The sequence below is a fragment of the Acidovorax sp. Root402 genome (assembly GCF_001425125.1).
GTDB classification, from domain to species: Bacteria; Pseudomonadota; Gammaproteobacteria; order Burkholderiales; family Burkholderiaceae_C; genus Acidovorax; species Acidovorax delafieldii.
This window is the reverse complement of record NZ_LMDQ01000014.1, coordinates 1,045,636-1,062,948: the sequence shown is the minus strand read 5'-3', so window position 1 is coordinate 1,062,948 and position 17,313 is coordinate 1,045,636. Positions and strand designations below refer to the sequence as shown.

At 68.1% G+C, this 17,313-nt stretch carries 18 protein-coding genes; 12 read left to right on the top strand and 6 right to left on the bottom strand.

The genetic code is table 11. The features are described from left to right. The first annotated feature begins 129 nt into the window (after positions 1 to 129). The 12 genes from ASC83_RS16025 to ASC83_RS15970 all read left to right on the top strand — a co-directional run bounded on the left by ASC83_RS16025 (position 130) and on the right by ASC83_RS15970 (position 10,430). On the top strand, positions 130 to 801 hold the full coding sequence (locus tag ASC83_RS16025; protein ID WP_056064535.1) for an amino acid ABC transporter permease: 672 nt from the start codon (positions 130 to 132) through the stop codon (positions 799 to 801). Positions 802 to 813: 12 nt separating this feature from the next. Further along, complete coding sequence (locus ASC83_RS16020) at positions 814 to 1,467, top strand: amino acid ABC transporter permease (protein WP_056064532.1); 654 nt, start codon at positions 814 to 816, stop codon at positions 1,465 to 1,467. Positions 1,468 to 1,530: 63 nt separating this feature from the next. Next, positions 1,531 to 2,337, top strand: a complete 807-nt coding sequence (locus ASC83_RS16015; protein ID WP_056064529.1) for a transporter substrate-binding domain-containing protein — start codon at positions 1,531 to 1,533, stop codon at positions 2,335 to 2,337. A 27-nt stretch (positions 2,338 to 2,364) separates the two neighbouring features. Then, a complete protein-coding gene (locus ASC83_RS16010; protein ID WP_056064526.1) occupies positions 2,365 to 3,144 on the top strand; it encodes an amino acid ABC transporter ATP-binding protein in 780 nt (259 codons plus the stop codon). Positions 3,145 to 3,206: 62 nt separating this feature from the next. Further along, positions 3,207 to 3,962, top strand: coding sequence for a sugar phosphate isomerase/epimerase (locus tag ASC83_RS16005; protein ID WP_056064524.1), 756 nt, complete (start codon positions 3,207 to 3,209; stop codon positions 3,960 to 3,962). Further along, the gene (locus ASC83_RS16000) at positions 3,959 to 4,909 is read left to right on the top strand and encodes a sugar kinase (RefSeq protein ID WP_056064521.1); all 951 of its coding nucleotides are present in this window, start codon (positions 3,959 to 3,961) and stop codon (positions 4,907 to 4,909) included. Before ASC83_RS16005 ends, ASC83_RS16000 begins: the two co-directional genes overlap by 4 nt. A 38-nt stretch (positions 4,910 to 4,947) precedes the next feature. Then, a complete protein-coding gene (locus ASC83_RS15995) occupies positions 4,948 to 5,931 on the top strand; it encodes a D-glycerate dehydrogenase (protein WP_056064518.1) in 984 nt (327 codons plus the stop codon). Beyond that, positions 5,928 to 7,004, top strand: a complete 1,077-nt coding sequence (locus ASC83_RS15990) for a LacI family DNA-binding transcriptional regulator (protein ID WP_056064515.1) — start codon at positions 5,928 to 5,930, stop codon at positions 7,002 to 7,004. The genes ASC83_RS15995 and ASC83_RS15990 overlap by 4 nt, the downstream gene beginning before the upstream one ends. A 100-nt stretch (positions 7,005 to 7,104) precedes the next feature. Beyond that, positions 7,105 to 7,812: an HAD-IA family hydrolase gene (locus ASC83_RS15985; RefSeq protein WP_156379519.1), complete on the top strand. Its 708-nt coding sequence runs from the start codon at positions 7,105 to 7,107 to the stop codon at positions 7,810 to 7,812. 112 nt (positions 7,813 to 7,924) lie between these two features. Then, positions 7,925 to 8,788, top strand: coding sequence for a DUF2189 domain-containing protein (locus ASC83_RS15980; protein ID WP_056064512.1), 864 nt, complete (start codon positions 7,925 to 7,927; stop codon positions 8,786 to 8,788). Beyond that, positions 8,785 to 8,997 carry a DUF2788 domain-containing protein gene (locus ASC83_RS15975; protein WP_056064510.1) on the top strand — a complete coding sequence of 71 codons (213 nt, stop codon included), beginning with the start codon at positions 8,785 to 8,787 and terminating at the stop codon, positions 8,995 to 8,997. Before ASC83_RS15980 ends, ASC83_RS15975 begins: the two co-directional genes overlap by 4 nt. 143 nt (positions 8,998 to 9,140) lie before the next feature. Beyond that, positions 9,141 to 10,430 carry a FimV family protein gene (locus tag ASC83_RS15970; protein ID WP_156379518.1) on the top strand — a complete coding sequence of 430 codons (1,290 nt, stop codon included), beginning with the start codon at positions 9,141 to 9,143 and terminating at the stop codon, positions 10,428 to 10,430. A 46-nt stretch (positions 10,431 to 10,476) separates the two neighbouring features. Here ASC83_RS15970 and ASC83_RS15965 read toward each other — a convergent pair whose 3' ends face one another. The 6 genes from ASC83_RS15965 to hpnD all read right to left on the bottom strand — a co-directional run bounded on the left by ASC83_RS15965 (position 10,477) and on the right by hpnD (position 17,214). Then, positions 10,477 to 11,526 carry a tripartite tricarboxylate transporter substrate-binding protein gene (locus tag ASC83_RS15965; protein ID WP_056065152.1) on the bottom strand — a complete coding sequence of 350 codons (1,050 nt, stop codon included), beginning with the start codon at positions 11,524 to 11,526 and terminating at the stop codon, positions 10,477 to 10,479. Between the two features lie 35 nt (positions 11,527 to 11,561). Beyond that, positions 11,562 to 12,950: a sensor histidine kinase gene (locus tag ASC83_RS15960; protein ID WP_056064503.1), complete on the bottom strand. Its 1,389-nt coding sequence runs from the start codon at positions 12,948 to 12,950 to the stop codon at positions 11,562 to 11,564. A 3-nt stretch (positions 12,951 to 12,953) separates the two neighbouring features. Further along, the gene (locus tag ASC83_RS15955; RefSeq protein ID WP_015014896.1) at positions 12,954 to 13,622 is read right to left on the bottom strand and encodes a response regulator; all 669 of its coding nucleotides are present in this window, start codon (positions 13,620 to 13,622) and stop codon (positions 12,954 to 12,956) included. A 226-nt stretch (positions 13,623 to 13,848) separates the two neighbouring features. After that, positions 13,849 to 14,859, bottom strand: coding sequence for a tripartite tricarboxylate transporter substrate binding protein (locus tag ASC83_RS15950; protein ID WP_056064501.1), 1,011 nt, complete (start codon positions 14,857 to 14,859; stop codon positions 13,849 to 13,851). A 168-nt stretch (positions 14,860 to 15,027) separates the two neighbouring features. After that, on the bottom strand, positions 15,028 to 16,368 hold the full coding sequence (hpnE, locus tag ASC83_RS15945) for a hydroxysqualene dehydroxylase HpnE (protein WP_082522478.1): 1,341 nt from the start codon (positions 16,366 to 16,368) through the stop codon (positions 15,028 to 15,030). Between the two features lie 6 nt (positions 16,369 to 16,374). Continuing rightward, a complete protein-coding gene (gene hpnD, locus ASC83_RS15940; RefSeq protein ID WP_056065148.1) occupies positions 16,375 to 17,214 on the bottom strand; it encodes a presqualene diphosphate synthase HpnD in 840 nt (279 codons plus the stop codon). Positions 17,215 to 17,313: the final 99 nt, after the last annotated feature.

Sequence of the window (17,313 nt, the reverse complement as noted above, 5' to 3'; positions counted from 1 at the left end):
GAGATCAGCGCCGGGCATGTCGTCTTCATGCGTTTGTAGCCCTGTTTTTGGGCGCATCGGGTATTCCCTGATGTGGTTATGAAACCGGTTTCATAAACTGGCGCCACTTTGGAATAACGACTGTCCACCGTGAATTACCAGTTCCAGTTCGATGCCGTGTTTGCCGCGTGGCCCTTGCTGCTCAAGGGCACCTGGATCACCGTGCAGCTGTCGCTCACCGCCACCTTGCTGGGGCTGGTGGTGGCCATCTTTTGCGCCTGGGGCAAGACCGGCGGGCCGGGCTGGCTGCGGTTTTTGATCAATGCGTACATCGAGGTCATCCGCAACACGCCGTTTCTGGTGCAGCTGTTTTTCTTCTTCTTTGCGCTGCCATCCATCGGCCTGCGCTGGTCGCCCTACACGGCGGCGCTGACAGCCATGGTGGTCAACCTGGGGGCGTATGCGGCCGAGATCGTGCGGGCGGGCATCGAGTCCATTCCCAAGGGGCAGATCGAGGCGGGCAAGGCGCTCAACCTCAAGCCGTGGGAGATCTTTCGGTTTGTGATCCTCAAGCCCGCGCTCAAGGCCATCTACCCGGCGCTCACGAGCCAGTTCATCTTGCTGATGCTCAGCTCGGCCGTGGTGTCGGTGATCTCGGCGGACGACCTGACCTCGGTGGCGGCCAACCTGCAGTCGCAGACCTTCCGCAGCTTTGAGATCTACATCGTGGTGACGGCCATCTACCTGGCGCTGGCGCTGAGTTTCTCGGCGCTGTTCAAGCTGATCTATCAGCGCATGCTGAATTACCCAGACCGTCGCTGAGGAATACCTGCCATGCGTACTTTCGGACTCTCCGAGTTTCTTTTTATCGTGCAGGCCGCGCAGTGGACGCTGGCGCTGTCGGCCATTGCCTTCGTCGGCGGTGCGCTGCTGGGGCTGGTGGTGGCGCTGTCGCGCACCTCAGAGAACGCTGCGGCACGCAATGCATCGCGCGTGTTCATCCAGGTGTTCCAGGGCACGCCGCTGCTGCTGCAGCTGTTCCTCATCTTCTTTGGTGCGCCCGTGCTGGGGTTTGACATCAACCCCTGGGTGGCCGCGGGCGTGGCGCTGGTGCTGAACAGCGCGGCGTTTCTGGCCGAGATCTGGCGCGGCTGCATCGAAGCGGTGCCACGTGGACAGTGGGAGGCTGCGCAGGCCCTGAACCTCAAGTACGTGGCCCGCATGCGGTTTGTGGTGCTGCCCCAGGCCTTCAAGATCGCACTGCCGCCCACGGTGGGCTACGTGGTGCAGATCATCAAGGGCACATCGCTGGCGGCCATCATCGGCTTCACCGAGATCACGCGGGCCGGGCAGATCATCAACAACGCCACCTTTCAGCCGCTGCATGTGTTCACCACCGTGGCCGCGCTGTACTTCGTGATCTGCTGGCCGCTGTCGCTGCTGGCCGCACGCATGGAGCGCAAGCGCGCACGTGCTCTGGCGCGCTGACCCACGCGCCGCCATCCTCTTTTCTTTCTGTTCTCGTTCACACCAACCACCAGGAGACATGCGATGACTTTTTCTTTGCAACGCCGCACCGCCACCGCCGCTTTGGCTGCCTTGGGCCTGGGTGCCGCGCTCACGGCCTTTGCGCCGCTGGCCTCGGCCCAGTCCGTGGCGGACATCAAGAAGAAGGGTGAGATCACCATCGGCATGCTGGTGGACTTTCCGCCCTACGGCACCACCAACGCGCAAAACCAGCCCGACGGCTACGACGCCGACGTGGCCAAGCTGCTGGCCAAGGACCTGGGCGTGAAGGCCAACATCGTGCCCGTCACTGGCCCCAACCGCATCCCGTTCTTGCTGACCAACAAGGTCGACCTGCTGGTGGCCTCGCTGGCCATCACGCCCGAGCGGGCCAAGCAGGTGCAGTTCTCGCAGCCCTATGCGGCCGCGACCATCGTGTTGTACGGCAAGACCGGCGCCAACATCAAGAGCGCTGCGGACCTCAAGACCGTGCGCGTGGGCGTGGCCCGCGCCAGCACGCAAGACGTGGCCGTGACCAAGGCGGCGCCCGAGGGCACCGAAATCCGCCGCTTTGACGACGATGCATCGGCCATGCAGGCGCTGATCTCGGGCCAGGTGGATGCCATTGGCTGCTCGGTCACGGTGGCGGCGCAGATCGCCAAGCGCGTGCCCGCCAACACCTTCGAGAACAAGTTCAACCTGCTGCAGCAGGCCATGGGCATCGCCCTGCGCCCCGGCCAGGACGAGCTGACCAAGGCCGTGAACGACTTTGTGGCACGCAACACTGCCAATGGCGAGCTGAACAAGCTGTACCAGAAGTGGCTGGGCGCTGATCTGCCCAAGCTGCAGTAAGCCTGCCTGAACGATAAGGAGCCATTGATGAGCGACGCAGTCACGACCGCCCCCGGCACACCGCCGATCATCCGCATGGAGGGGGTCAACAAGTGGTACGACAGCTTCCAGGTGCTCACCGACATCAACCTGTCGGTGCGGCAAGGGGAGCGCATCGTGATCTGCGGGCCATCGGGCTCGGGCAAGTCCACGCTGATTCGCTGCATCAACCGGCTGGAGACGGTGCAAAAGGGCCGCATCGAGGTCGATGGCATCGACCTGACCGCTGGCGGCAAGAACGTGGATGCCGTGCGCGCCGAAGTGGGCATGGTGTTCCAGCAATTCAACCTGTTCCCGCACCTGACCATTCTGGAAAACTGCACGCTGGCCCCCATGCGATCGCGCGGCATGAGCAAGGCGCAGGCCGAAGAAGTGGCCATGAAGTACCTGACCCGCGTGCGCATCCCCGAGCAGGCGCATAAGCACCCCAGCCAGTTGTCGGGTGGGCAGCAGCAGCGCGTGGCCATTGCGCGGGCGCTGTGCATGGCGCCCAAGGTGATGCTGTTTGACGAACCCACCTCGGCGCTCGACCCCGAGATGGTCAAGGAAGTGCTGGACACCATGATCAGCCTGGCCGAAGACGGCATGACCATGCTGTGCGTGACGCACGAGATGGGCTTTGCCCGCAGCGTGGCCGACCGGGTGATCTTCATGGCCGACGGCAAGATCCTGGAGCAGGCGCCACCGCAGCAGTTCTTCGGCCAGCCGCAGCACGACAAGACGCGGCAGTTCCTGGGCCAGATCCTGAGTTCACACCACGCACATTGAGACCTGACAGGTCGTGCGGTTGATGGCCTCCGCCCCTGGTGGGCGGAGCCTGAAAGAAACACATGAAGGTATTGATTTCCCTGTCCTCCTTCGGCGCGGCCGAAACCGGGCGCCACGGCCAGCTGTGGTGCACCGACCTGGCCCAGCAAGCGGGCGCGGACGGCGTGGAGGTGCGTGGCGAGCTGCTGCGCGATGCGGCCACCGAGCTGCCAGCGCTGGCGGGCCGGGCGGCGGTGTACTCCAGCCCCGAAGGCCTGTGGACCGCGCAGGGCGAGCTGGATGAAGCAGCCCTGGCGCGTGGCGTGCAGGCCGCCCAAGTGCTGCGTGCACCGCGCCTGAAGATGTCGATTGGCGGCTTTGGCGCGACCCTGCCGACATCGCATGCGTCGCTGCAACGCCTCCAGGCCCTGCTGCAGGCCGCCCCGCAGGTGGAGCTGGTGATCGAGAACGACCAGACCGCCACCGCCGGCACGCTGGCCGCCATGCAGGCCTTCTTTGCGGCTCAGGCGCAGGCGGGGCTCGACCTGGGCATGACCTTTGACATGGGCAACTGGCACTGGCAGGGCGAATGCCCGCTGCAGGCCGCGCAGGCCCTGGCGCCCTATGTGCGCTATGTGCACTGCAAGGGTGTGCAGCGCCTGCCCGCCAAGTGGGTGGCGGTGCCGCTGGCCGATTCGGTGGCGCCATGGCGCGCCGTGTTGCGCGCTTTGCCTGCCGATGTGCCGCATGCCATCGAATACCCGCTGGTGGGCGACGACCTGGTGGCCGTCACGCGCGAGCAAGTGGCCTTTATCCGCGCTGCACGGGAGGCTGCATGACCGCCCCGGCTTTTGACGTCGCACTGTTTGGCGAGGCCATGCTGCTGCTGGTGGCCAACGAGCCCGGCCCGCTGGAGAACGCCACCGGCTTTCACAAGCGCACGGCCGGGGCCGAGACCAATGTGGCCATTGGCCTCGCGCGCCTGGGCCTGAAGGTGGGCTGGGCCAGCCGCCTGGGCACCGACTCCATGGGCCGCGCGCTGCTGGCCGCCATGCAGGGCGAGGGCATCGATTGCTCGCACGTGGTGTGCGATGCCACCCAGCGCACGGGCTTCCAGTTCAAGGAGCGCGTGACGGATGGCCGCGACCCGCAGGTCGAATACCACCGCAAGGGCTCCGCCGCCAGCCAGATGGGGCCCGCCGATGTGGACGAGCCCTGGCTGCAGTCCGCACGCCACCTGCATGCCACAGGCGTGTTTGCCGCCATCTCCGACACCAGCCTGCAGGCCGCCATCCGCACGCTGGAGGTGATGCGCGCTGCAGGCCGCACCATCTCGTTCGACCCCAACCTGCGTCCCACGCTGTGGTCGTCGCCCGAGACCATGCGCCACTGGATCAACACCCTGGCGACCTATGCTAACTGGGTGCTGCCGGGCATGGAAGAGGGCGTGTTTTTGACCGGTGAAACCACCCCCGAGGGTGTGGCGCGGTTCTACCGTGAGCGGGGTGCCAAGCTGGTGGTGGTCAAGCTCGGGCCCGAGGGCGCGTACTACGACAGCGACGTGGCCGGCACCGGCCGCGTGCCCGGCGTGCCCGTGGCCCAGGTGGTGGACACCGTGGGCGCGGGCGATGGCTTTGCGGTGGGCGTGATCAGCGCCTTGCTGGAAGGCCTGCCGGTGCCCGCCGCCGTACGCCGGGGTGCCTGGATTGGTGCGCGTGCCGTGCAGGTGCTGGGCGACACCGAGGGGCTGCCCACCCGCGCCCAGCTGCAGGAGGCGGGCCTGTGAGCCTGGCGCTACCTTCAACAGACGGCAGCACAAGCCCAGTGCGCAAAAAGGTGCTGGTGTTTCGCGAGCTGCCGCCCGACCAGCTCGCGCGTTTGACCGCCGTCCACGACGTAACAGTGGCCGACCCGCGCAAGCCCGACGAGCGCGCACGGTTTGACGCGGCGCTGGCGCAGGCGCACGGGCTCATCGGCTCCAGCTTTCCCATCGATGCTGCCGTGCTGGCGCGTGCGCCCTGGCTGCAGGTGGTGTCCAGCATTTCGGTGGGCGTGGACAACTACGCGCTGGACGTGCTGCAGGCGCGCGGCATCATGCTGTGCCACTCCCCCGGAGTGCTCGACGAAACGGTGGCAGACTCGGTGTTTGCCCTCCTCATGGCCACCAGCCGCAGGCTGGTGGAGCTGTCGCAACTGGTGCGCGAGGGCCGGTGGACGAAGAATATTGGAGAAGACCTGTTTGGCAGCGATGTGCACGGCAAGACGCTGGGCCTGCTCGGATTTGGCCGCATTGGCCAGGCCGTGGCGCGCCGCGCCGCACTGGGGTTCGGCATGCCGGTGATGTACCACGCCCGCCGCCCGGTCGACCTGGCCACCCAAGCCCCTGAATTGCAGGGCAAGGCCATCCACACGCCGCTGCCCGCGTTGCTGGCGCAGTCGGACTTTGTGGTGGCCATGCTGCCCTTGTCGGACAGCACACGGGGCATGGTCAATGCCGAAATGTTTGCGACCATGAAGCCCGGCGCCATCTTCATCAACGGCGGCCGGGGCGCCACCGTGGTGGAGCAAGACCTGCTGCACGCGCTGGACCATGGCGCCCTGCGCGCGGCGGGGCTCGATGTGTTTGCCACCGAGCCGCTGCCGCTGGCGTCCCCCCTGCGCACCCACCCGCGCGTGACCCCGCTGCCGCACATTGGCTCGGCCACGCACGACACGCGCCATGCCATGGCCGCGTTGGCCACCACCAACCTGCTGCAGGCCCTGGCGGGCGAGCGGCCCGCCGCCGTGTACAACGCCGTACCCGCATGAGCCCGCCGACACCCGCACCCTCCGCCACGCTGCGCGCCCGTCCCACCATCGCCGATGTGGCGGCCGAGGCCGGTGTGTCCAAGGCCACGGTGTCGCGCTACTTCAACCACCGCGAACGCCTGCTCAGCCCCGACATTGCCGCGCGGGTCGAGGCGGCCATCGCCAAGCTGGCCTATGTGCCCAGCCCCATGGCCCAGGCGCTGAGCCACGGCCGCTCGCGGCTCATTGGCCTGGTGGTGGCCGACATCACCAACCCCTATTCGGTGGCTGTGCTGCGGGGGGCCGAGAAAGCCTGCCAGGACGCGGGCTACCTGGTCATGCTGTTCAACCTGGGCAATGACCGCGAGCGCGAGCGCGCGGCCATCGACGCGCTGGCCAGCTACCAGGTGGATGGCTTCATCCTCAACACGCTGGGGCAGGGCGAGGGGCAGGCGGATGTGAACACCTTGCACGGCAAGCCCGCCGTGCTGGTGGACCGGCGCCACGCCGGGCTGGCGGCAGACTTCGTCTCGCTGGACAACCAGGGCGCCATGCGCGAAGCCTGTGCCCACCTGCAGCAGCAAGGCTGGCAGCGCCTGCTTTACATCACCCAGCCCTTGTTGGGCGTGAGTTCCCGCATCGAGCGCACGGAGGCCTTCCGTGCGCTGGTGTCCTCCAAGGGCTCGGCGGTGCGCGGCGCGGTGCTGGAGCTGGCGGCCGAGCAGGGCGATGAGGTGCTGGACCAGGCGCTCACCGATCTGCTGCGGCAGGCCCGGCCCGGCGAGCGCTGCGCGGTGGTGGCGGGCAATTCGGTGGTCACGCTGCGGGTGGCAGCGGCCGTCTCGCGCATGGGGTGGACGTTTGGGCAGCAGCTGGGTTTTGTGGGCTTTGACGACCCTGAGTGGGCGTCGCTGATCCGGCCCGGCCTGAGCGCCGTGGCCCAGCCCACCGATGCCATCGGGCAACGCGCAGCGCAGTGCCTGCTGGAGCGCATCAATGGCCTGCAGGGTCCTGCACGCGAGAGCCTGCTCCCCGGGCTGCTGGTGGTGCGCGGATCTTCGTTGGGGCCTGCGGGCGCGCCAGACCCGGGTTGAGCGCACTGCATTCCGCAAAGGCCTGCGGTATGCTTTGCGGCCCTCGCCCCGGTGCATCGCCGGGGCCTCTTTTTTCGCCTTCATCCTTCAGGTGCGCCCTGTGCCAAATCCCTCTCTGGACACCTCCCGCATCCGTGCGATCTCCATCGATCTGGACGACACGCTCTGGCCCATCTGGCCCACCATCACGCGGGCCGAAAGTGTGCTGCTGGACTGGCTGACCCACCACGCGCCCGCCACGGCGGCACTCTTCTCGGACACCGAGGCGCTGCGCGCCATCCGCAACCAGATGGTGACCCTGCGCCCTGACCTGAAGGGCGACCTGAGCGCGTTGCGGCGCGAGTCCATCCGGCTGGCGCTGACGCAGGCCGGTGATGAGCCCGCGCTGGCCGAACCGGCGTTTGATTTGTTCTTTGCCGAGCGCCAGCGGGTGGAGCTGTTTGACGATGCGCACGACACGCTGGCTTTCTTGTCAGCGCGCTACCCGGTGGTGGCGGTGTCCAACGGCAATGCCGATATCCACCGCATCGGCATCGGCCACTACTTTCGCCACAGCATCAGCGCGTCGGACTTTGGCATCGCCAAACCCGATGCGCGCATCTTCCATGCGGCCGCCACGGCCGTGGATGTGTTGCCCCACGAGGTGCTGCACGTGGGCGACGACGCCACGCTGGATGCGCAGGGCGCACTGAATGCCGGCATGCAGGCGGTGTGGATCAACAGCGCCAACCACCCCTGGCCGCACGACGACACACCGCCCCATGCCACGGTGGACAGCCTTACCGCGCTGTGCCGGCTGTTGGCCTGACCGGTTTCGCTGGGTTCGGTTTCTTGCCTCAGGTCAAGGTTTGGGCGCGCGGCGGTTGAAGCCGCTGCCTGATCAGGTCACACTCCATCGTCGCTCAGCGACCCCTCCCACCATGCCCCGTACTCCCCCCCCGTTGCCCGCCATCCGCACCATCGGCATGATGCAGCCCATGACCTGGCTGGTGCTGGCCTGGCGCGACATGGCGCGGGCGGGCTGGATCAGTTTTGCGCATGGCCTGGCACTCACACTGTTTGGGGCCGCCATCTTTGCAGTGGCACACCACCGCTTCTGGCTGCTGGCGGGGGCTCTGTCGGGCTTTCTGGTGGTGGCGCCGGTGCTGGCCACCAGCCTGTATGCGCTGAGCCGCGCGCTGGAGCGTGGCGAAGCCGCCAACCTGGGCGTGGTGCTCAAGACCTGGCTCAACTGGCAGAACAGCCATGTGAACAAATGGGGCAGCGACTACTGGTGCATGCTGCAGTTCGGGGCCCTGCTGGCGCTGGCCGCCTCGGGCTGGGTCGTGACATCTGCGGCGCTCATCACGCTGCTGGCGCCCGTGCCCATCGAGACACCGCTCGACTTTCTGCGCCATGTGGTCATGGCGCGTGACGGCTGGTTGTTTGAAGTCTGGCTGGCGCTGGGCAGCCTGATGGCCGCGCCCATTTTTGCGTCCAGCGTGGTGGCCATGCCCCTGCTGCTGGACCGCCGCGCCACGCTGCTGCAGGCGGTGCTCACCGGCTGGCAGGCGGTCATCACCAACCCGCTTCCGATGGCGTTCTGGGCAGCGATCATCCTGGGCTTTACCTTGCTGGGCCTGGGTTCCCTGCTGCTGGGCCTGATCGCTGTGATGCCCATGCTGGGCCACGCCAGTTGGCACGCATACCGCGACCTGGTAGATGCATCCAGCCTGCCCGAGCGTGACCTGGTGGCCCCTGGTGTACCGGCGGCCCCTGTGCGCCGGCCTGGAGGGACATCGTGATTTTTGGATTTACCGAGGCGCAGATCTCGGGCTTCTTCCTCACCTACGGGGTGGGGGCGTTCATCGCCTACATGCTGTTCATCATCGGGCAGCTCGCGTGGGAATCGAAGGCCGGACGCTTTGGCACCTTCGTGCTCTTCCTGGGCCTGGGCGTGGGTTTTCTGGGGTTCCTGGCCAAGGTGGTGATCCAGTGGTGGCTGGAACGGTAGCGGGCCACACGGCCCGTTGCTCAACGCCAGGCGCACCCAACCGCGATCTGTCCGGGGTCTGGCACTGAAACCTGCGCATTCATTTCTTTCCGTTGTGTTTTGTTTCATGTAGAAACTAATTGCAATGGCTGGAGGTGGTTGTGATGCTTCGTAACTCCCTGATCGTCGTCGTCCTGGGGCTGCTGGCCGAGGCGGCGGAAGCCCTGTCCCTGGGCGCGCCGCAAGGCAAGGTATGGCTGGGACAGCCCATCGACCTGGGCTTTGAAGTCCAGCTGGACCCCGGCATGTCGGTGGACGCCTTGTGCCCGCAAGCGCGGCTGGTGTCTGGCGATGTGGCCGTGCCGGCAGGCCGTGTCCAGGTGAGCGTGCGGCCGGGCGAACCGGAGCGCAACCCGGTGCTGCGGGTGCAGTCCTCCCATCTGGCCGACGAGCCGGTGCTGACGGCCCAGGTCTCCGTGCATTGCACGGGCCGGGTGACGCGCGAATACACCTTTCTGGCCGATCTGCCTGCCACCGTTGCGGCCGGGCTGAAGCCAGTGGCGATTCCCTGGGAGGTGCCGTTGGCAGATGCCTCCCCCTCACGGGCGGCCGGGGTGGCTGCCGGAGAAGCGTCTTCTGCAACCGCAATGGGCACCTCGCGGCCGCGCAAGGCGTTGGCCGCCAGCCGGGTAGCCCGCAAGGGCACGAAACTGGCCGCAAAGTCTGCCGAGGCTCCCGTTGCGCGCAGCCGGTCCGCTGACACAGCGGCAGTGGCTTCCGCGACCAGCACTGCGCAGACGGCGCCTCAGGAGCCACCCAGCACCGCGCCCAGCATGGCGCCCGAGGCCGCAGCAGCGCCCCCCGCACAGGCGTCGGCATCGTCCACCGCCTCGGTGGCTCCAGCAGCGGCACCTGTTGCGCCTGGACCGTCCAAGCCCCGGCTGGTGATGGAGCCGTTGACGGCGCTGGTCACGCCGCCCGCCTCGGGCGAAGGGGCTCCGTCCGACGGCGCAACACTGATGCCGGTGGCGGCTTCGGCTGCGGAGGCTAACGCGCCGGACGGCGCGGGATCCCCCGGCGCGCGCATGCAGGCCTTGCAGGTGGAAGTGGATCGCATGCGCGCGCAGGCCGAGCAAGACCATCAGGCCACGCTCGCATTGCTGGCCCGTGTGGAACAGCTGAATGCAGGGCATTTCCCGGCGTCCTTGGTGTATGGGCTTCTGGCTATGCTGGCCTTGACGGTCGGGGCAGCAGGTTGGCTGCTGGCGCGCATGCGACACGCCATGGACGCATCGAACGAAGAGTGGCGCAACACCCTGACGGCCTATGTGGCGCAGTCTTCCTTGCCCGCAGCGGGAGACGCCGAGGCCGAGCGCCGCACAGCAGTGCTACCTGCCGATGACCGGCCTGCTGGGTTGCCCGGACTACAAGGAGTGGGTGCCTTGCCCGCGTAGGGACGGTCAGCGGAACAATCGCTCAGGAGGTGGTGCGCAACGCAGATCAACGCGGCCAGGACCGCAGCCCCAGATCCTGCGCCAGGCGGCGATAGTCGGCCAGGCTGCGTTGCACATAGTCGTCCAGGGCTGGGCCACTCAGCGCAAAGGGGTAGAGCCCATGGCGGGCGCACAACGCGGCATATCCGGGCGCCGCCTGGGCTTCCTGCAGGGCGGTCGTCCAGGCGTGGGCGACTGCATCGGGCACGCTGGCAGCCATGTAGAGGCCGCGCACGGTGGTCCATTGCAGGTCAATGCCCTGCTCGCGTGCCGTGGGCAGGGCGGCCAGTGTGCCGGGCAGCCGCGCGGGTGCCAGCACCGCCAGGATGCGCACCGGCAGGCCTTCTGCAGCGGCCCGGGTGGCCTCGGCCGCGTCGCCGGTGAAGATGTCGATGTGCCGGCCGCCCAGCGCCTTGAGCGCTTCGCCGCCGCCTTCAAACGATACAAAACGCATGCGCTTGTGGTCTTGCCCCGCTGCGCGCACCAGCAGCGCGGCCTTGACCCAGTCCTGGCTGCCCAGCGTGCCTCCGGCGCCAAACACCACGCGGCCCGAATCTTTTTGCAAGGCGCTGACCACGTCCTGCAAGCGCTGGTAGGGGGCGTCGCGGTGCACAGCCACCACGCCGTAGTCGTTTCCCAGCGTCGCTATCCAGCGCACTGCGCTCACCGGGTGTGGGCCGAAGCGGCCCTGCGCCATGTTGAGCAGCGAGCCGCTGGAGAACGCCACCAGCGTGCCGGGCCCTCCCAGGCGGCCGGTGGCCACCTGGTCAAATGCCACCGCGCCGATGCCGCCGGGCAGGTAGCGGGTGCGCAGCGGCGTGCGGCCAGGGCGCACGGCCTGCAGTGCCTGCGAGGCCAGACCACAGGTCAGGTCAAATCCGCCGCCGGGGCGTGACGGCGCAATGCATTCCGCCGGCTCACGGGATGCGTCGGCCGCCGCCGGGAAGGGAGCCAGGCCCGCGCCAGCGCTGGCGGCGGCCGCGAGCGTCTGCAGCAGCTGGCGGCGGCTGCAAGGCGCTGTCAGCGGGCGGTCTGTGGTGGGCAAGGGCTGCGGCATGGGGTGTGGAGCGTTCACTTGTTCAGCAGACTGTGTCAGGCGCGGGGCCACCAGAGTATTGCCAGGAGCCCAGTCCCTTCAGCGCGCGCCTGCAGCCGCAGGCTGCCCCGGTGCCGTTCGGCAATCGACCGCGCAATGGCCAGCCCCAGGCCGGAGCCGCCCGCCGTGGCCTGCGAGCCGCGCCGGTAGCGCTGGCCCAGTGCGTCGCGCTCCTCGGCGGGCAGACCGGGGCCGTTGTCCTCCACGCAGATGCTCCAGCCCAGGCTGTCACCCGCGGCCGACACGGTGACGGTGCCCTGCGCGGGGGTGTAGGCGATGGCATTGGCTGCCAGATTGGTCAGGGCCTCGCGCAGCAGGCCACTGTCGCCCACGGCCTCGATGCCAGCGGAGGGCGTATGGATGCCAAAGTCGATCTGCTTGGTGCGCGCCTGGGGCAGCAGCTCCAGCGCCACCGTGCGCAGCAGCGCGGCCAGGTCAAAGGGCGTCAGCTCCACCGCCGCTGTGTCGCTGCGGCCCAGCGCCAGCAGTTGCTGGGTGCTGCGCGTGGCGCGGGCGATCTCGCCTCCGATGGCTGCCAGCGTGTGCTGCACCTGCGTGGTGTCGCCCTCGCGGCGTGCGTAGTCGATCTGCATCTGCAGCGTGGTGAGGTGGGTGCGCAGCTGGTGCGAGGCATCGTCCAGAAACTGCCGTTGCTGTGCCACCAGATCTTGCGTGCGCGCCATCTGCTGATTGACCGCGTCCACCAGCGGGCGGATGTCAGCGGGCAGGTCGTTGGATGCCAGCGGGGTCATGTCGTCGCCGCTGCGGGCCTGCACCTCGCGCGCCAGCCGCGCCAGCGGGCGCAGCGCCACGGCCAGCAGTGCCGCAGTGCCCAGCACCATCAGGGCCAGCACCAGCGCATCGCGCTGCACTGCGCGGCGCACAAAGCGGGCTGTGAAGTCCTGGCGCGACCGCGTGCTTTCGGCCACCTGCACGAGCACGGTGGATGCCGGCTCTGCACGGTCCAGCGCGCGGCGGTAGGCGGCCAGCCGCACGGACTCTCCAAAGTAGGTGGCGTCATAAAAACGCGGTACGCCGGGCTCCAGCGCGCCAGCAGGAAGGGGCAGGTCGGCATTGCCCAACTCCACCAGCCCGTCGGACGACGCCACGCGAAAGTACACATTGCCGCTGGCCGTGAGTTCAAAGAATTCCAGCATGCTGTACGGCAACTCGGCCGACAGGCCGCCCGAGGCGGTCGAGATGTTGGCGTCGATGGACTTGAGCGCGCCGAGCAGCGAGCGGTCGTAGGCCGCGTTGGCGGCCTCCAGCGCATCGTGCCGGGTCATCCACAGCTCCACGCCCGTCACCAGGGCCAGCAGCGGCAGCAGCAGCATGGCCAGCAGCCGCCACAGGCTGGCGCGGCGCAGGCGTGCGGTCAGGCCCATCGGTCAGTCCGCCTCCAGCGCATAGCCCAGGCCGCGCAGCGTGGTGATGCGCACACCACTGCCATCCAGCCGCTTGCGCAGGCGGTGCACAAACACCTCGACGGCTTCGGGGTGCACATCGTCATCGTCGGTGAACACGCGGTCCAGGATCTGTTGCTTGGAAAACGGCTCGCCGCTGCGCTGCACCAGCACGCGCAGCACGGCATGTTCGCGCGGGGACAGGGCCAGGGGCTCGCCGCGCAGGGTGAACTGCTTGCGGGCGCTGTCGTACACCAGCGCACCGCAGGCCTGGCGCTGGTGCTCGTTGCCACGCGCGCGGCGCACCAGGGCGTGCAGGCGAGCCTCCAGCTCGGCCAGCTCAAAGGGCTTGGCCAGAAAATCGTCCGCCCCCGCGTTGAGCGAGCGCACGCGCTCGTCCAGCGAATCACGTGCCGTCAGGATCAACGCGGGCAGGCGCTGGTCGCGGTCGCGCAAGCGTTGCAGCACCGCCTGCCCGTCCAGCCCGGGCAGACCCAGGTCCAGCACCAGTGCGTCGTAGTTGTCGTGCTGCTGCAGCGCGCGGTCAGCCAGGCGGCCGTCGTTCACCCATTCGACCTGGATGCCCGCATGCTCCAGTGCACGGCTCAGCCAGGTGCCCAGGTTGTGGTCGTCTTCGGCCAGAAGGATGCGCATGGAGGGATGCTACCGTTTGTGCGGATGACGCAGGGCTTGCCTTCAGCATTGAACCATTCAACGCGGAGCGGCGAGGGCGCGCAAGCGCCAGCAGTCAGCTTGCGAGCACGCACTGCCCAGGCCAGGCAGCCGTGCAAGGGCCGCCCCGCCGCACTGGCTGCGTCCCCCATCCCGACCCGCGCAGCGGGGCGAGAGAAAGGGGGAAGACGCGAAGCGGCTCAGGGGGTTAGTCTGGCTTCACCTTCGCGCGCAGCAGCACCTTCTTCCAGCGCTCTTGTTCGGACGCGATGAACTGCGCGAACTGCGCTGGTGTGCCGCCAATGGCCTCGGCAGCATCCGCATTCAGGCGCTCCAGCGAGCCGGGGGCCTTGACGGCCTTGGCGGTCTCGGCCGCCAGCTTGTCGAGGTTGGCCGGGGCCAGGTTGGCGGGCGCCAGCATGCCGTACCACTGCGTCATCTCAAAGCCCGGAAAACCCTGTTCGGCCACCGTGGCCACGTCGGGCAGCTGGGGCAGGCGCTTGGCCGAGCCGGTGGCAATGCAGCGCACCTTGCCGGCCTTGATGAAAGGCAGCAGGGCGGCAGCGCCCACGGCGGCGGCATCAAGGCGGCCCGAGAGCAGGTCGGTCATCATGGGGCCGGTGCCACGGTAGGGCACGTGCAGCATGAAGATATCGGCGGTCATCTTGAGGTATTCAAACGCCAGGTGGCCTGCGCTGCCGTTGCCCGCCGAGCCATAGCTGAGCTTGGCCGGGTTTTTCTTGGCGTAGGCGATGAACTCCTTGAGGTTCTTGGCGGGCACGTCGGGGTGCACCACGTACAGGCTGGGCACCTTGGCCAGCAGGCTCACGGGCTTGAAGTCCTTGTTGGCGTCGTAGGGCAGCTTGTCGAAGATGAAGGGGTTGACGGCCAGTGTGCCGATGTGGCCCAGGATCAGCGTGTGCTGGTCGTCAGAGCGTGCGACTTCACCCATGGCGATGTTGCCTGCGGCGCCCGGCTTGTTGTCCACATACACGCTCTGGCCGAGCGTCTTGCCCAGCTCGGCAGCGGTGGAGCGGGCCACGATCTCCGAGCTGCCGCCCGGCGCGAACGGCACCACAAACCGCACCGACTTGGACGGCCAGGCCGCCTGGGCCGAGGCACCAGCGGGCAGCAGGCCGCCCAGGGCCAGCGCGCCGCTGGCTCCCAGCAGATGGCGGCGGGTGGGGGACCAGAGGGCGGGGTGTTCGTGTGAAAGCATGGGGGGGTCTCCGTCAAAACAAAAGGCCGAAAGGCCAGCGCGCCCAAAGGCGAACAAGGCGCATGCGGTATGCGAGTGGCGCCATGGTGCCTGGGTCGTGCTTTCGGAATGCTGTCAGCGGGCTTGGTAGTTACCCGGGGGTGGCCTGCTGGCCCGGGTGGTGTTGTGTCAGCCCGCTGCTGCGCAGGCCGCCACGGCGGTGCCGCAGAGCACCGCGCCTTCGAGCGTCGCCGGGTAGGGGCCCTCCACATAGTCGCCGCAGGCTGTCAGCCCCGGCAGCACCTGCATGGCGGGCCGCTGCAGGCCGGGGGTGCATGCAAACGTGGCGCGCTTTTCGACCACGGTCTGCACAGGGCGCAGGCCCGGCAGGCCCAGCTGCGCGGCAGCCTGCTGCATCACCTGTTGCTCGATGAGCGCCCGGTCGCCATCGCTGGCGCTCACCACAAAGGCCAGCAACCCCTGCCGGCCGTCGAGTTGGCCCCGGTCGAACACGAACTGCGCCGGGTGCGCTGCCGTGTTGCGCAGCGCCAGCATGGGCAGGGGGAGTTGTGCGCCGCTGGCATGGGCGTAAACGGTGGTGATGGCCTCAAACCGCAAGGCACTGGCGGTGGCGCTCCAGCGGGCGGCAGCGGCCAGGCCCGCCGTGCTGGCAAGGCCCTCGACCAGGCGCGCGGCCTCCCACGAGGGGCAGGCCAGGGTGATATGGTCAAAGGAGTCGGCTGCTTCGGCGCCCTGCGCTGTACCGACGGCGCCCACAGCCCCCACCAATTGCCAGCGCCCGCTGGGCAGGGGCACGAGCCGCTGGATGCGTTGGCCGGTGACCACCTGGCCGCCTTGCTGCACCAGCCAGCGCACCGCAGCCTCGGGGAACAGCGCGCCCAGGTCGGTGCGTGGCAGCAACAGGTTGGAACCGCCGCGTCCGCTGAACAGGCTGTCCTGCAGCACCCGCAAAAACACCTGGCCGCTGGCCTCGCGTGCGGGGGTGTTGAGTGCCGACACGCACAGCGGGTCGATGAACTCGGCCATCAGCCGGGGCGTGAGCGGGGCGCACAGGTCTGCCACCGAGGTGTGGGGCGCGCAGCGAAAGCCGCGCAGCTGCCAGGCCGTGGCCGTGCGCAGCAGAGCGATCTTGTCTTGCCAGCCCCAGCCTTTGGCGCGCGCGATGCCCAGCAGCGCATCCAGCGGCGGGGGCAGGTCGGGCAGTTGCAGGCCCTGGCCATCGGGGAACTGCAAGGTCAGCGGCAGGCGCAGCAGCGCGGTGGCAGGGTCCATGCCCACCAGGCGCATCAGGCGCAGGCTCTCGGTGTAGGCACCAATCAGGATGTGCTGGCCGTTGTCCAGCGTGGCCGCTGTGCCATCGGGCAGCACGCCCGGCACGGCGCGGGCGCGGCCGCCCACCGTGCGCGCGGCCTCGAACACGGTGACCTGGCGGCCGGCCTGCCGGTGAGCGATGGCTGCAGCCATGCCGGCCCAGCCAGCCCCGATGACGGCGACTTTCTGCGGTGCCACGCCGGGCTACATCCTGCCCAGGGCTTGCATCTTCCAGGCCAGCCAGAACTTGCGCAGCGGCGTGAGGCGGATGCGCTGGTGCAGCACCTGGAAGTTTTCGTGCTCGATCTCGCGCAGCAGGGTGCGGTAGATGCTGGCCATCATCAGGCCGGGCTTTTGGGTGCGGCGGTCCGCGTCGGGCAGCAGGGCAAAGGCCTCGTCGTACAGCCGGTGCGCGCGCTCGGCCTGAAAGCGCATGAGTGCTGTGAACCGGTCGGAGTACTGGCGCTTCAAGATCTCATGCGCCTTCACGTCGAACTGCTGCAGCTCGCTGACCGGTAGGTAAATGCGGCCCAGCATGGCGTCTTCGCCCACGTCGCGAATGATGTTGGTGAGCTGGAACGCCAAGCCCAGCCGGTGGGCGTATTCGGTGGTGCGCGGGTCGGTCTGGCCGAAGATGCGCGCCGCGACTTCGCCCACGACGCCCGCCACCAGGTGGCAGTAGCCCTTGAGGCCTGCAAAGTCGAGGTAGCGCGTCTGCTCCAGGTCCATCTGGCAGCCGTCGATCACGGCCTGCAGGTGGCGTTGTTCGATGCCGTAGTCGGCCGCCAGCGGCATCAGCGCCAGCATCACGGGGTGCGTGGGCTGGCCCGCGTAGGCCTTGGTCACTTCGGCCTGCCACCAGGCCAGCTTGGTGCGGGCCACGCCCGGGTCGCTCACTTCATCGACCACATCGTCCACTTCGCGGCAAAACGCATAGAACGCCGTGATGGCCGCGCGGCGCGGGGCAGGCAGAAAGAGAAAGGCGTAATAGAAGCTGCTGCCCGAGGCCACGGCTTTTTGCTGTACGTACTGCTGCGGTGTCATGGGGCGAGATTGTCCCATGGCGCACCCCGGCAGGCGGGGGGGCAGGGTTTCAAGCCTTTTGGGGCGGAGGCGCTAGTGCAATATGGTCTAAATGCTATC

Coding starts and splice junctions, on each gene's coding strand:
- ASC83_RS16020 (WP_056064532.1), top strand. CDS start 814: ATGCGTACTTTCGGACTCTCCGAGTTTCTTTTTATCGTGCAGGCCGCG.
- ASC83_RS16015 (WP_056064529.1), top strand. CDS start 1,531: ATGACTTTTTCTTTGCAACGCCGCACCGCCACCGCCGCTTTGGCTGCC.
- ASC83_RS16010 (WP_056064526.1), top strand. CDS start 2,365: ATGAGCGACGCAGTCACGACCGCCCCCGGCACACCGCCGATCATCCGC.
- ASC83_RS16005 (WP_056064524.1), top strand. CDS start 3,207: ATGAAGGTATTGATTTCCCTGTCCTCCTTCGGCGCGGCCGAAACCGGG.
- ASC83_RS16000 (WP_056064521.1), top strand. CDS start 3,959: ATGACCGCCCCGGCTTTTGACGTCGCACTGTTTGGCGAGGCCATGCTG.
- ASC83_RS15990 (WP_056064515.1), top strand. CDS start 5,928: ATGAGCCCGCCGACACCCGCACCCTCCGCCACGCTGCGCGCCCGTCCC.
- ASC83_RS15980 (WP_056064512.1), top strand. CDS start 7,925: ATGCCCCGTACTCCCCCCCCGTTGCCCGCCATCCGCACCATCGGCATG.
- ASC83_RS15970 (WP_156379518.1), top strand. CDS start 9,141: ATGCTTCGTAACTCCCTGATCGTCGTCGTCCTGGGGCTGCTGGCCGAG.
- ASC83_RS15965 (WP_056065152.1), bottom strand. CDS start 11,526: ATGCCGCAGCCCTTGCCCACCACAGACCGCCCGCTGACAGCGCCTTGC.
- ASC83_RS15960 (WP_056064503.1), bottom strand. CDS start 12,950: ATGGGCCTGACCGCACGCCTGCGCCGCGCCAGCCTGTGGCGGCTGCTG.
- ASC83_RS15955 (WP_015014896.1), bottom strand. CDS start 13,622: ATGCGCATCCTTCTGGCCGAAGACGACCACAACCTGGGCACCTGGCTG.
- ASC83_RS15950 (WP_056064501.1), bottom strand. CDS start 14,859: ATGCTTTCACACGAACACCCCGCCCTCTGGTCCCCCACCCGCCGCCAT.
- hpnD (WP_056065148.1), bottom strand. CDS start 17,214: ATGACACCGCAGCAGTACGTACAGCAAAAAGCCGTGGCCTCGGGCAGC.